Below are 13,052 nucleotides of genomic sequence, written 5' to 3'. Positions count from 1 at the left end.
AGCGGTCAGGCGTCGCCCAACAATTGTCCGAGCCTTGCCAGGCAGAAGCCGTGGATGCTCACGTTGTCGCCGAGCTGCAGGTGCGTCGACAGGCGCAGCAGCGGCACCGCGAGCAGCACCGCGCCGAGCACCTCGTTGAACCGGAGGTTCTGCACCTTCCAGCCGGTCAGTTCCTCGTAACGGGCGATGGTCTCCTCGCGCGTCGGGGTACCCGGCAGAGGCGGGTGCCCCTCGTACTCACTGCACGCCCAGTCCAGGAACAGCACCCACGCCAGGTCGGCCTCGTGGTCACCCAGATACGCCATCTCCCAGTCGAGTACGCCCGCCACGGCCAGTTCCGGCGTGTACAGGATGTTCGACATGCGGGCGTCGCCCCAGACCAGCGTCACGTGCTCCGGGTCGTAGAGGTTGCCCTTGAGCCAGGTCAGGGCCCGCTCCATCACCGGCGGCAGTTCCGGTGCCGCCCAGCGGATGGCCCAGTCGAGGTAGTTCACGATCTGCTCGACCGGCTTGTCCCCGAACCTGGGCATCGCGAGGAATCCGAGCCGCAGCTTCTCGGGGTCGAGGGCGTGCACCTGCGCCATCGTCTCGACGCACTCCCACCACATCTTCGCCCGACCCTGCTCGTCGGCCTCGAAGTAGTTCCCTGCCGTGTGGTACGACGGGAAGTCACTAGGCGCCTCGGCGTTTCCGATGCGATCCATCACGTAGTACGGAGTGCCCAGCGGGTTGTCGTCCGCGGCGATCCACCGGACGCTGGGGACCGGGAGATCGGTCGGCCCGAGCCGCTCCGCTACCAGGTACTGCCGGCGCAGGTCGTAGTCCGGGAACAGCGCGACCTCCGGCGGCCGTCGGAACACGAATCCCGCCGACTCGTGCTCGGCACCCTCGAGGTCGAACAGATAGGTCTCGGTGGAGAACCCCCGCTCGGTGCGCCTCCAGTTGACGATCTTCGCGTTCTGTGCACCCGGAATTCGCTGCTGGACAATCGGTTCGAGCGCAGCAGCCAGATTCTCGGGTGCGACCCGCTCAGCCATTGTTCGCTCCGGACCGGTTGGCGCTCCAGTCGGTGTAGCCGTAGCGGGGATTCACGCCCATGAACACCATCTCCACGAGCCCGTGCCCGACCTTGTCGCCCATCCGGACCTCGCAGAGGGTCTCGCTGAGCATACTCACCTTGCGGATCTCGTTTACGTCGGTGATGTCGACGTCGAAGCTGTCGCTGAAGTCCTTGCCGCGGTACATGCCCGACGCGTAGTCGTTGTACTCGTCGTACCCGGCCAGGCCCGGCCAGAAGTCGCACACGGGCGTGACCTCGATGACGTCGGTCGAACGGTCCGCACGGTGCACGGTGAACGTGCCGGACTTGACGACGCGGAGGTCGTCGCGGAAGTCCAGGTCGTGCTCGACGTCGATGATCGGCAGCGGGTCCTTGCCGGAGTCGATCGGGAAGAGCACCTCGCCCTCGAACTGCCAGCGCTCCCCGGTGTGGGTCTCGCGCTGCGCGAAGTGGACGACCTCGTTCTCGAACTGGAAGATGCCCATGTAGTAGAGGACGCCGGCGGGCACCTCCGAGGGCTGCATGTTGTCGCCCTCGGACAGGCTGCCGCCTCCGCCGCCGTGGCGCACGCCCCACGAGTGGTCGCGGCCGAACCACCAGTTCTCGGGCTCGATCTCGATGCGCTCGCCGTCGATCTCGATCCAGCCGGTGATGGTGCCGTTCTGGTAGAACCGGCGCGCGTCCTCGCGGACCCGGCCGCGGCTGCGATGGAAGGCCGCAGTCTGCTCGTAGACCGGGAAGTCGCCGGAGAAGTCGAGCTGCAAGCTCAGACCGTGCTCGTTGGCCTCGAGGGTGGAGCTCACCTTGCGCAGCGGCTCGACGATCTCGTAGGTGTACGGCCCCACGCTGAAGGCGTTCAGCGCCCCGGTCTGGGGATTCAGCTCGGTGGACATCCGCACCACGCGGGCCTGTTCGCCCTTGCGGGTGACCATGGCGTAGGCGTCGAGGACGTTGCGGTTCGGGTACTTCGCCATGCCGGTCATGATGCTGATCTCGCCGGACTTGTCGAAGCCGTACATCACGATGCGCTCGGTCCATCGGAGGTCGCTCTGCGAGACGTGGTCGAGAGTGGTGGGGAGTTGGTGGATCAGCAGTTCGTCATGCGGAGTGATCATGGCCTGACCTTTCGTCGGGGAGGAGGGCTGACCGGAATCTATTACGGAGCACTCCGCAACGTATTGGTTTCGGCGAAAGACGTCCGGTACTGTCCGCGATTGTGGATGAGCGCAAAGATCGCCGGACCGGCACCGCCGGAGTAGGACGGCCCCGCGATCCACAGGTCGACGAGGCCATCCTCTCCGCGACCAGGGAGCTACTGGTGGAATGCGGCTATCAGAAGACCACCATCACCGCCATCGCACGCCGCGCGAAGCTGGGCACCGCCGCGATCTATCGGCGCTGGGCGGCCCGGGAGTCGATCATCGAGGACGCGATCTTCGGGATGCAGGACGTCGCCCTGCCCGAGGCCACCGACGACCTGCACGCGGATCTGCTCGCCTGGACCCGGATGTTCCTCGTGCGGATCGCCGAACCCGCAACCCGAGCCGCGATCCCGGGGCTGCTGTCCGCCTACCACTCCGACGACGGCGTCTACGAGCGCCTCGTCACTCGGTCCGAGGCTCCCGCGCGCGCCGCGCTCACCGCCCGGGTGGCCGCGGCCTTCCCGGAGCGTTCCGACGACACCAACACCGCCGTGTCCGACGCCGCCTTCGACCTTCTGATGGCCGCGACCACCATGCGGGGTCTCACCAGCGGGCTCGCGGACGCCGACACCTTCTGCGCCCGCACCGCCGAGTCGTTGACGCTGCTCGTGACCGTGGACCGCGCCGACACCGCCGCCGATCGGTCGTCGAGCCGCACCTGATGAACGAACCTGCTCATCGCAGGCCATCTACGTAAATCTCGCGCCCTACGCCTCGATCGGGTCGTACCAGTCCGCGTTCGTGAGAAGCACTCGCGTGCCCAGGTCGCGGTTCCACTCCGGCTCGATTCCGTGTCGCCGGAACACGGGGAACATCACGTCATCGAGCAGCCGTATTACGTCGGCCCGGTAGAGGTCTTCCTTCGCAGTCTCGCTGAGCGTCTCATAGGCGTCCTCGTCGAAGTCCTCCGGCGGAAACGCGCCGTAGCCGATGTAGGTTTCGCCGTCCACGACGAGACGCTCGGTGTCCTGCTGGTGGAAGTAGGCGTATCCCTGCCAGTGTCGACTGTCGTCGCGTTCGCCCCAGATCTCGCCGGATGCACAGGTTCCGCAGCAGGAGAAGTCCGCGCGGGCGACCACGCCGTGAGCATTCAGCTCGTCGAACGCGGCGGTCGTCCGGGAGGCGTACGCGCCGATCTCGGACTGCTGCCGCAGCCGGGCGGTGCGCAGCGCGTCGAACGCCGCGGCGAGCTGGTCGTCGGTGAGGTCGTACTCCTCGCCGTAGATGTCGATGAAGTCGTCGACATCGTCGCGGCCGGTGATCAGCTGCTCCCAAATCTGCTGGGTCAACTCGGCGCGGCCGTCCTCGTCGAGGGCGAGGGTGGGGAGGGTCGCGTAGGGCGGAATCGTGTTCGGGTTGTTCGATGCTGGGCTCACAGCGCCACCTCCGGATCAGGACGAAATCGGGCGAAGCCACCCGGCGGCGACGATGGTAGCCACCACCGCCGACACGGTGTCGTCCGCGGCGGCGTCCTCCGCGCAGAGGGGCACGACGTGTGTCTGCGCGCGGTACCCTCCATCAGTTCGGTGAGATCCGAGGCGAGCACCGTGGGTCCTCACGACATCAGTCGTCGCGGCGAGCGCGGACGAGATGTTCAGTTCCCTGCGCGTGTGCCCGGTTCCGTGAGGAACACGATCTTGCGAGTCTCTGCGTCCACGTCAACCGCCTTGTCCTTGGCGGCGATCCGCTCGATCATCTGCTGCAGCGCCACGAAGATCGCCCGCCGCAGAAAGCCACTCAGCTCCGAAGCATCGCGGATGTCGGAGCGGTTAACGCGAATCTGCGCCGTCATCCGACGCTGCGCCACCGACACGCGGGGCGCGTACAGTCCGGTGGGGTCCGTGGTCGACGAGATCTCGCCGCCGACGTGCAGGAGGATGTCGAGCTCATAGGCGAAGTCGATGTCACGCAAGCTTCGCTTGATGGCGGTCGTCGCCGCCACCACGTCCGGATCCGGTCCGCCGAACACAGTGCGAAAGACCATCGCGCTCAATCGCGGAACCCGCCCTCAGCCCTTGGTCAACTCTTGGGCGAGCATCACGATGATCCCGCTGGGACCGCGGACGTAGGTGAGTTTGTAGATGTCCTGGTAGTTGGCGACACCGCGGAGCGGGTGGCAGCCGTGCCTCGCGGCCACCGCGAGGGCTTCGTCGATGTCGTCGACGGAGAAGGCGACACGGTGCATGCCGATCTCGTTGGGAAGGGTGGGTGTCGTCTTGATTGCCTCGGGGTGGATGTACTCGAAAAGTTCGAGGCGGCCCTGCCCGTCGGGCGTCTGGAGCATCGCGATGTTGGCATGGTTGCCGTCGAGTCCGACTGCGGTGTCGGTCCACTCGCCGCTGACAGTGTCCCGGCCGAGAACGCTGAGACCGAGGTCGACGAAAAAGGCGATCGCCGATTCGAGGTCCTCCACGGCGATACCGACGTTCTCAAGTTTGATGGCCATGCACCCACGCTAACGACTGGACGGAACCCGAACACGGACCTCGGCCGATGTTCGCCCAGACAAGCATCGACGCCCGCCACCTCGTGCGAGGCGACGGGCGTCAACGAATCGTGTGCTCAGGACCCCAGCGCGTCCTTGACCAGGTTCGTCAGAACCTGCGACAGAACACCGATGAGGATCGTTTCTGCGCTACCACCCATGTCTGCTGCTCCTTCGCTGTATTTCGTGTTGCGTTCAGAACACTACGGGGCGAGATGGCCCCGCGGGCCAGTTTGCTGAACAAGCGTCCAAGAGCTCCCGGCCGGCGGCAGCAAACAGGCGGCAATGAGAAGGGCCGCGACCGGAGGGGTTTCCACCGAGCGCGTGAACCAGCGCCGCGGGCAATGTGGCCTGCGACACGCAGAAGCGGAACTCCACGAGCCGAGCGCACGTTCTTCGACTACCAGACGAGGCAACCCACCCGGTCGAGTGCAAATAGATCCACGAGCTGCGCTTCGGTCGAATGAAGGTGGCCGATCCACACGACGGTGTCGACGAGGATCATCCGCCGCTCGGGCGAGCAGCTCATCGTCGATTGCGACAGCGGCCCGCATCGCACACCGCAGCCTTGGTCATCCTTGCGGAGGCGCCAGAGAGACATGGGTAGCGTCTTACGAATTGTCAAGTGTCGCAGATTAACCCGGATTCGAATCCACCTCGGCGTTCGCGCCCACCGCGCTACGGTGTCCGCGGGGTCGAATCACCCTCCCGGCAGCGGCATTGGAAGCGTCGCCGGGCGTCACAGAATGGAGAGGGCTCAACCATGCCTCGTGCCACAAACCGTCGTATCGCAGCCACCATCGCCGCCACCGCCCTGGTGGCTGCCGGCCTTGTCGCCGGGACCGGTACCGCCTCCGCGGCAGACACATCGTCTGCCGGGTCGCTGGAGAATTCGTGGGGCTGCGGTAGGAACGCCGCGCAGTTCAGTCCCACGTTCTGCGTCGTGTTCGGTTATGCGTTCATAGTCCCGGACTGGGTGATGTCGTAGTCCTGAACCGGGTGTTGTAGGACGAGAGGGAGCGGGACCGACGACGAACGGGCGGCTACCGGGCAACGCACTCGGCCTTGTCCGTCCTTACGGAGGCACCCGAGAAGACACGGGTAGCGTCATACGAATCATCAAGACGCAGGAGCCCGGACCCGAATCCACCTCGGCGTTCGCGCCGCGGCGCTACGGTGTCCGCGGGGTCGAATCGCCCTCCCGGCAGAGGCGTTGGAAGCGTCGCCGGGCGTCACAGAATGGAGTGGGCTTCCCATGCCTCGTATCACGAACCGTCGTATCGCATCCACCATTGCCGCCACCGCCCTGGTGGCTGCCGGCCTCGTCGCCGGGGCGGGTACCGCCTCCGCCGAAGGATCCTCAGCCGAGCCGATCAGCCTCTTCCCCGTTTGCGTCCAGCCCATGATCTACCCGCCCCAGCCTGGGACGTGCACCGTCTTCGGTCAGTCGTTCGATGTCCCCGAGTGGCTGTCGTAGGACGAGCAGGAGGACCGACGACGAACGGGCGGCGACAGGGCAACGCACTCGGCGTTCGCCCCGGTAACCGCCCGTTCGCGGTGTGGATCTAGACGGTGAAGCAGAACTCCACCACGTCGCCGTCGGCCATCACGTACTCCTTGCCCTCCATGCGCGCCTTGCCTGTAGCCTCGGCGGCGTTCATCGACCCCGCAGTGGCGGAATGGCTGGTCCGGATGCTCGTCTCCCTGGCGGGAACGCCGGGATCGACAGGCGACGTGGACGACCGGGAGGCTCTGTCGGCCTACCTGCAGGCGTTTCTGGGTCCGGTGTTCGGCACGAAATGAGCGGCGCCCCGAACGGGCATGCGAAACCAACCGCACACGGCCCTGTGTCCGCGCACCGGGCGGCCCCACCAGGCGCGGGCACTCACAAGGAATGCGTAGTGCTATACGAATCATCAAGTGAGACAGAGGCATCCGGACTCGATTCCACCTCTGAGTTCCCACCTCCACGCTACAGTGTCCGCCGGGGCGAATCGCTCTCCCGGCAGAGGAATCGGAACGGTCGCCGGGCATCACAGAATGGAGGGGGTTCAACCATGCCTCGTGTCACGAACCGTCGTATCGCATCCACCATCGCCGCCACCGCCCTGGCGGCTGCCGGCTTTGTCGCCGGGACCGGTACCGCCTCGGCAGCCGACGCGTCGGGCATCCTCGCACCCAAGGACACCTTCCTCGTCTGCGGACAGGCGGGGTGGAATCCCTACAAGTGCTGGATCAGTTTCTTCAACCTGCCGATCGCGGAATTCGAAGTCCCGGAGGGGCTTTCGTAGGACGAGCAGTAGCGGGACCGACGCCGAACGGGCGGTTACCGGGACACGCGCCTCGCGTTCGTTCCGGTAACCGCCCGTTCGCGGTGTGGATCTAGACGTTGAAGCGGAACTCCACGACGTCGCCGTCCTGCATGACGTAGTCCTTGCCTTCCATACGCACCTTGCCCGCGGCCTTGGCGGCGTTCATGGAGCCGGCCTCGACGAGGTCGGCGAAGGAGACGATCTCGGCCTTGATGAAGCCACGCTCGAAGTCCGTGTGGATGACGCCCGCGGCCTGCGGGGCGGTGTCGCCCTTGTGGATCGTCCAGGCGCGTGATTCCTTCGGGCCCGCGGTGAGGTAGGTCTGCAAGCCGAGGGTGTGGAAGCCGGTACGCGCGAGTGCGTGGAGGCCGGGCTCGGCCTGGCCGATGGAGTCGAGCATCTCCTGCCGGTCCTCCTCGTCGAGCTCGAGAAGTTCCTGCTCGACCTTGGCGTCGAGGAAGACGGCGTCGGCGGGGGCGACGGAGGCGCGGAGCTCGGCGACCTTCGCCTCGTCGGTGAGGACGGCCTCGTCGGCGTTGAAGACGTACAGGAACGGCTTGGTGGTGAGCAGGCTCAGTTCACGCAGGAGCCCGAAGTCGAGCTTGTCCTTCACGCTGAACAGCGTCTTGCCCTCGTCGAGGAACGCCTGAGCCTTGAGCGCCTCGTCGTGCAGGGGCTTGAGTTCCTTGTTCTTCTTCGCTTCCTTCTCCAAGCGAGGAAGAGCCTTCTCGAGGGTCTGCATGTCGGCGATGACGAGCTCGGTCTCGATCACCTCGATGTCGGACGCCGGGTCGACGCGGCCGTCGACGTGCACGACGTCGTCGTCGGCGAACACGCGGACCACCTGGCAGATGGCGTCGGCCTCGCGGATGTTGGCGAGGAACTTGTTACCGAGGCCCGCGCCCTCGGAGGCGCCCTTGACGATGCCCGCGATGTCGACGAAGGACACGGTCGCGGGCAGCAGGCGCTCGGAACCGAAGATCTCGGCCAGCTTGGCCAGCCGCGGATCGGGCAGCTCGACCAGGCCGACGTTGGGCTCGATCGTCGCGAACGGGTAGTTCGCAGCCAGCACGTCGTTGTTGGTCAGCGCGTTGAACAGGGTGGACTTGCCGACGTTGGGCAGTCCGACGATTCCGAGGGTAAGGCTCACGGGCTGCCATTCTACGGAATGGGCGTCATCCCAGGTCGCGCCGGGCGGTCGACGGTCAGGCCGCCGGCGTTCGTGCGACGGTCACCACCCAGTCTGCGTCGTCCCGCCAGGGCCGAAGATCCCACGTCGCGAACCGATGCTCGACCTCGAATCCCGCCGCGACCAGGTCCCGGTCGAACTCGTCGACCGAGTACGGGCGGTCGGTGGCGAACCCGGTGACCAGGACTCCCCCGGGCGTCAGGTGGGCGGCGAGCCGCTCACAGACCAGGCGCTCGGTGCCCGGTTCCACGAAAACCATCACGTTGCCCGCCGCGACCACGGCGTCGAACGTTTCCTCCGGCAGATCCAGCTCGGCGAGATCCGCCTGGACGACGTCGAGCAGGCCCGTGGCTCGTGCCGCGTCGAGCAGCACCGGATCGAGGTCGACGGCGGTGACGCGGTGTCCGCGCCTGGCGAGCTCCGCACCCACCCGGCCCGTACCGCAGCCGGCGTCGAGCACCCGCGACCCCCGTGCCAACAGCGCGTCGACCATCCGGGACTCGCCGTGCAGATCGGCTCCCTGTTCTGCCAGTTCCTCGAACCGCGTGACGTAGGCGCGCGAAGCGTCCTCGTCGCGTTCCCGTTTCCATCGCGTCACGTGGTCCAGACTAGGGCCAGGACTGAGGAAGGGGTGTCGGGTGAGGTGGTTGATCGTGGCCGGGGTGTGGGTCGTCGGCCTGGCATTGGGCGTGCTGGCGATCACCGCCGGATGGGGTTGGTGGATCCCGGCGGCGCTGGTGCTGTTCCTCGCCGCGACGGGCACCTACGACCTGATCCAGCGCAGGCACAGCATCCTGCGCAACTACCCGATCCTCGGGCACGCCCGCTTCCAGTTGGAACGGATCCGACCCGAGATCCAGCAGTACTTCGTCGAATCGTCCACGGATGGAACACCGTTCGACCGCGAGACCCGCGACCTCGTCTACGAGCGGGCGAAGGGGACGAAGGACGCGGAACCGTTCGGTACCGAACGCGACGTCCACGCCCCCGGGTACGAGTTCATGACGCACTCGCTGCGCGCCCGCCACGCCACCGACCTCACTCCTCGGGTCCGACTCGGCGGGCCGCACTGCACGCAGCCGTACGACATTGCGCTGCTGAATGTTTCGGCGATGAGCTTCGGATCGCTGTCCGGCAACGCCGTCGAGGCGATGAATGCGGGCGCCGCCCGAGGCGGATTCGCCCACGACACCGGGGAGGGCGGGATCAGCCCGTACCACCGCCGCCACGGCGGTGACCTGATCTGGGAGATCGGCTCCGGCTACTTCGGCTGCCGCACCGACGACGGCCGGTTCGATCCGGACCTGTTCGCCACGAAGGCAGTCGACCCCCAGGTCAAGGCCATCTCGATCAAGTTGTCGCAGGGCGCGAAGCCCGGCCTCGGCGGCGTCCTCCCGGGCGCGAAGGTCTCCGAGGAGATCGCCGCGACGCGCGGGGTCCCCGTCGGGAAGACCGTCATCTCGCCTCCTGCCCACGGCGCCTTCGGGACACCCAACGAACTGATCGACTTCATCGTCACGCTCCGAACCCTGTCCGGCGGCAAGCCCGTCGGCTTCAAGCTGTGCGTCGGGTCGCGGATCGAGTTCCTCGGCATCTGCAAGGCGATGATCGAGCGGGACATCACCCCGGACTTCGTGATCGTCGACGGTGCCGAAGGCGGAACGGGCGCCGCGCCCGTCGAATTCGAGGACCACATGGGCACCCCGTTGACGGAGGGCCTGATGATGGTGCACAACGCGCTCGTCGGGTCGGGTCTGCGCGACCGTGTCCGGATCGGCGCCTCCGGCAAGGTCGCCAGCGGCAGCGACATCGTCAAACGGATCATCCAGGGCGCCGACTTCACGCTCGCCGCGCGCGCGATGATGTTTGCCGTCGGCTGCATCCAGGCGCAGGCCTGCCACACGAACCACTGCCCGGTCGGCGTCACCACGCAGGACCCGGCGCGCACCAGGGCCCTCGACGTCCCCGACAAGTCGGCGCGGGTGTACCGCTTCCAGAAGTCGACGGTCGCGAGTGCCGCGCAGATGGTCGCGTCGATGGGCGTCGACTCCTTCTCCGACCTGCGGCCCTCGATGCTCAACCGCCGGGTCGACGCCCACACCACGAAGACGTACGCGGAACTGTACGAGTGGCTGCAGGACGGGGAACTGCTCGAGGATCCGCCCACGTCGTGGCGCAGCGACTGGATCGACGCGGACGCCGATCGATTCTGAGCCCGGGCCGGGGCCACTCTGCCGGGCATTGACCCTTCCGGCGTCCTAGTGTGAGGTGAGCCACATCCACGCGCGGAGGGATGCCAGCACATGACGACGGCCACGAGTCCGACACCCAGCTCCGATCCGAACGTCGAGTACCTCTACACCGACCCGGACCTCCCTCCAGTCGGGGTGGTCGATCGCAGTCCGATCACGCCGGCGAAGAAGCTGATCTTCGCGGCGATCGGCGTCCTGGGCGCGGTAGCGTGGTCGATGATCGCGATCGTCCGCGGCGAGCAGATCAACTCGGTCTGGTTCGTCATCGCCGCCGTGTGCACGTACGTGATCGCGTACCGCTTCTACGCGCGGTTCATCGAGAACAAGATCGTCAAACCCCGCGACGACCGCGCCACGACCGCGGAGATCATGGAAAACGGCAAGGACTACATGCCGACGGACCGGCGGGTCCTGTTCGGCCACCACTTCGCCGCGATCGCGGGCGCAGGCCCCCTGGTCGGCCCCGTCCTCGCCGCTCAGATGGGCTACCTGCCCGGGACGATGTGGATCATCATCGGCGTCGTGTTCGCCGGCGGGGTCCAGGACTTCCTGGTGCTGTGGATCTCGTCGAAACGGCGCGGCCGCAGCCTCGGCCAGATGGCACGGGAGGAACTCGGCCTGGTGGGCGGCATCGCAGCGATGATCGGCGTCTTCGTCATCATGATCATTCTCATCGCGGTGTTGGCGCTCGTCGTGGTGAACGCTCTCGCGGAAAGCCCGTGGGGCGTCTTCTCCATCGCGATGACGATCCCCATCGCCCTGTTCATGGGCGTCTACCTGCGGTTCCTGCGCCCCGGCAAGGTGTCCGAGGTCTCGCTCATCGGCGTGGTCCTTCTTCTGCTCGCGATCATCTCGGGCGGCTGGGTCGCCGAAACCGCCTGGGGTGCAGACTGGTTCACCCTGTCCAAGGTCACGCTCGCGTGGCTGATGATCGCGTACGGGTTCGCCGCGTCGGTCCTGCCGGTGTGGCTGCTGCTCGCGCCCCGCGACTACCTGTCCACGTTCATGAAGATCGGCACCATCGCGCTGCTCGCGGCCGGAATCCTGGTCGCACAGCCCGCGATCCAGATGCCCGCCATGACGGAGTTCGCGAAGAACGGCGAGGGTCCCGCATTCGCGGGTTCACTGTTCCCGTTCCTGTTCATCACCATCGCCTGTGGCGCCCTGTCCGGATTCCATTCGCTGATCGCGTCCGGCACCACCCCGAAACTGCTGGAGAAGGAACGTCAGACCCGGATGATCGGCTACGGCGGCATGCTCACCGAGTCGTTCGTCGCGATCATGGCACTGGTCACGGCGTGCATTCTCGATCAGCACCTGTACTTCGCCCTCAACGCGCCCGCCCCGCTGACCGGCGGCACCGCGGCGTCCGCACCCGACTACCTCAACAACCTGGGACTACCCGGCGCCGACATCACCGCCGAACGACTCAACGAGGCCGCCGAGGCCGTCGGAGAGGAGTCGATCGTCTCGCGAACAGGCGGCGCACCGACGCTGGCGTTCGGCATGTCCGAGGTGATGCACCAGTTCATCGGCGGCGAGTCGCTCAAGTCGTTCTGGTACCACTTCGCGATCATGTTCGAGGCATTGTTCATCCTCACGACCGTCGACGCGGGCACCCGCGTGGCCCGGTTCATGCTCTCCGATTCGCTCGGCAACTTCGGTGGCGCTGCGAAGCGCTTCAAGGATCCGTCGTGGCGTCCCGGCGCGTGGCTGTGCTCGATCATCGTCGTCGGGCTGTGGGGCGGCGTCCTGCTGATGGGCGTCACCGATCCACTCGGCGGTATCAACACCCTGTTCCCGCTGTTCGGCATCGCCAACCAGCTGCTCGCCGCGATCGCGCTCACCGTCGTGACGGTCGTGGTGATGAAGCGCGGCCTGTTCAAGTGGGTGTGGATACCGGCAGTGCCACTGGTGTGGGATCTCGTCGTCACGATGTCGGCGTCCTGGCTGAAGATCTTCTCCGACGTCCCGGCGATCGGATACTGGGCGCAGCACAACGCGTTCCAGGACGCGAAGGACGCCGGGCAGACCTCGTTCGGTACGGCGAAGACACCCGAGGCGATGGACGCCGTCATCCGCAACACGTTCATCCAGGGCACCCTGTCGATCGTGTTCGCGGTGCTGGTTCTCGTCGTCGCCGTCGTCGGCCTGTGGGTCTGCGTCAAGGCCTGGCGGGCGGGCGGGTTGCCGGACACGGAGGCGCCGACGGTCCCGTCGAAGATCTTCGGCCCGGCCGGTTTCGTTCCGACGAAGGCCGAGAAGCAGATTCAGGAGCAGTGGGACGTGTTGATCGCCGAAGGCAAGGTCCGCGCACCCGGCGCCGCGCACACCGTGGAGCACCACTGATGAGGGGCCTGCTGTGGTGGGTGCGGAGCCTGATGGGCGATCACGACTACGAGCGGTTCGTCGCGCACCGAGCGCGCGTCCACCCGGGTGAGCCCGTGCCGACCGAGCGCGACTACTGGCGTGCGCGGTACGCCGACGCCGACCGCAACCCCGGCGCCCGCTGCTGCTGACGCCGAGCGACGGTGATGTCCGATTCCCGCTAG

The 13,052-nt window shown here is 66.7% G+C and carries 15 protein-coding genes and 1 pseudogene; 7 read left to right on the top strand and 9 right to left on the bottom strand.

The genetic code is table 11. From position 1 onward, the window contains the following. Window positions 1-5 precede the first annotated feature (5 nt). Window positions 6-1,037 carry a phosphotransferase family protein gene (locus FFS72_RS10555; RefSeq protein WP_137873898.1) on the bottom strand — a complete coding sequence of 344 codons (1,032 nt, stop codon included), beginning with the start codon at window positions 1,035-1,037 and terminating at the stop codon, window positions 6-8. After that, window positions 1,030-2,175, bottom strand: coding sequence for an Rv3169 family protein (locus tag FFS72_RS10550; protein ID WP_137873897.1), 1,146 nt, complete (start codon window positions 2,173-2,175; stop codon window positions 1,030-1,032). The genes FFS72_RS10555 and FFS72_RS10550 overlap by 8 nt, the downstream gene beginning before the upstream one ends. A 101-nt stretch (window positions 2,176-2,276) precedes the next feature. Here FFS72_RS10550 and FFS72_RS10545 point away from each other — a divergent pair, with 101 nt between their 5' ends. Then, the gene (locus tag FFS72_RS10545) at window positions 2,277-2,924 is read left to right on the top strand and encodes a TetR/AcrR family transcriptional regulator (RefSeq protein ID WP_249353230.1); all 648 of its coding nucleotides are present in this window, start codon (window positions 2,277-2,279) and stop codon (window positions 2,922-2,924) included. A 45-nt stretch (window positions 2,925-2,969) separates the two neighbouring features. On the opposite strand, the gene FFS72_RS10540 is transcribed toward FFS72_RS10545, so the two are convergent. The 4 genes from FFS72_RS10540 to FFS72_RS26960 all read right to left on the bottom strand — a co-directional run bounded on the left by FFS72_RS10540 (window position 2,970) and on the right by FFS72_RS26960 (window position 5,276). Next, window positions 2,970-3,638, bottom strand: coding sequence for a DUF6891 domain-containing protein (locus FFS72_RS10540; RefSeq protein WP_137873896.1), 669 nt, complete (start codon window positions 3,636-3,638; stop codon window positions 2,970-2,972). Between the two features lie 218 nt (window positions 3,639-3,856). Next, window positions 3,857-4,246, bottom strand: coding sequence for a hypothetical protein (locus tag FFS72_RS10535; RefSeq protein WP_502704099.1), 390 nt, complete (start codon window positions 4,244-4,246; stop codon window positions 3,857-3,859). Between the two features lie 24 nt (window positions 4,247-4,270). Continuing rightward, window positions 4,271-4,708 carry a VOC family protein gene (locus FFS72_RS10530; protein ID WP_137873894.1) on the bottom strand — a complete coding sequence of 146 codons (438 nt, stop codon included), beginning with the start codon at window positions 4,706-4,708 and terminating at the stop codon, window positions 4,271-4,273. A 439-nt stretch (window positions 4,709-5,147) separates the two neighbouring features. Then, window positions 5,148-5,276, bottom strand: a complete 129-nt coding sequence (locus FFS72_RS26960; RefSeq protein ID WP_283235412.1) for a hypothetical protein — start codon at window positions 5,274-5,276, stop codon at window positions 5,148-5,150. Window positions 5,277-5,510: 234 nt separating this feature from the next. On the opposite strand from FFS72_RS26960, the gene FFS72_RS10525 reads away from it, so the two are divergent. Together FFS72_RS10525 and FFS72_RS10520 are read left to right on the top strand one after the other, a co-directional pair. Then, the gene (locus FFS72_RS10525; protein ID WP_137873893.1) at window positions 5,511-5,735 is read left to right on the top strand and encodes a hypothetical protein; all 225 of its coding nucleotides are present in this window, start codon (window positions 5,511-5,513) and stop codon (window positions 5,733-5,735) included. A 267-nt stretch (window positions 5,736-6,002) separates the two neighbouring features. Next, entirely contained in the window at window positions 6,003-6,224 is a 222-nt protein-coding gene (locus FFS72_RS10520) for a hypothetical protein (RefSeq protein ID WP_137873892.1), read from the top strand. 88 nt (window positions 6,225-6,312) lie between these two features. Here the strand turns inward: FFS72_RS10520 and FFS72_RS10515 are convergent. Then, window positions 6,313-6,417 (bottom strand): annotated as a pseudogene (locus FFS72_RS10515) (DUF933 domain-containing protein); the annotation flags it as partial. 387 nt (window positions 6,418-6,804) lie between these two features. On the opposite strand from FFS72_RS10515, the gene FFS72_RS10510 reads away from it, so the two are divergent. Further along, entirely contained in the window at window positions 6,805-7,038 is a 234-nt protein-coding gene (locus tag FFS72_RS10510; protein ID WP_137873890.1) for a hypothetical protein, read from the top strand. Window positions 7,039-7,129: 91 nt separating this feature from the next. Here FFS72_RS10510 and ychF read toward each other — a convergent pair whose 3' ends face one another. Both ychF and FFS72_RS10500 read right to left on the bottom strand, forming a co-directional pair. Next, window positions 7,130-8,209: a redox-regulated ATPase YchF gene (gene ychF, locus FFS72_RS10505; protein ID WP_137873889.1), complete on the bottom strand. Its 1,080-nt coding sequence runs from the start codon at window positions 8,207-8,209 to the stop codon at window positions 7,130-7,132. A gap of 55 nt (window positions 8,210-8,264) precedes the next feature. Next, entirely contained in the window at window positions 8,265-8,846 is a 582-nt protein-coding gene (locus tag FFS72_RS10500; RefSeq protein WP_137873888.1) for a class I SAM-dependent DNA methyltransferase, read from the bottom strand. 40 nt (window positions 8,847-8,886) lie between these two features. Here FFS72_RS10500 and FFS72_RS10495 point away from each other — a divergent pair, with 40 nt between their 5' ends. From FFS72_RS10495 to FFS72_RS10485, 3 genes are all read left to right on the top strand, one after another. Continuing rightward, window positions 8,887-10,461: an FMN-binding glutamate synthase family protein gene (locus FFS72_RS10495; protein WP_137873887.1), complete on the top strand. Its 1,575-nt coding sequence runs from the start codon at window positions 8,887-8,889 to the stop codon at window positions 10,459-10,461. Between the two features lie 90 nt (window positions 10,462-10,551). Further along, a complete protein-coding gene (locus FFS72_RS10490; RefSeq protein WP_137873886.1) occupies window positions 10,552-12,849 on the top strand; it encodes a carbon starvation CstA family protein in 2,298 nt (765 codons plus the stop codon). Next, window positions 12,849-13,019, top strand: a complete 171-nt coding sequence (locus tag FFS72_RS10485) for a YbdD/YjiX family protein (RefSeq protein WP_137873885.1) — start codon at window positions 12,849-12,851, stop codon at window positions 13,017-13,019. The genes FFS72_RS10490 and FFS72_RS10485 overlap by 1 nt, the downstream gene beginning before the upstream one ends. Window positions 13,020-13,052 lie beyond the last annotated feature (33 nt).

The sequence above is a fragment of the Rhodococcus sp. Q genome (assembly GCF_005503035.1).
Classification (GTDB): Bacteria; Actinomycetota; Actinomycetes; order Mycobacteriales; family Mycobacteriaceae; genus Rhodococcus_G.
This window is presented reverse-complemented; position numbering and strand designations above follow the sequence as displayed.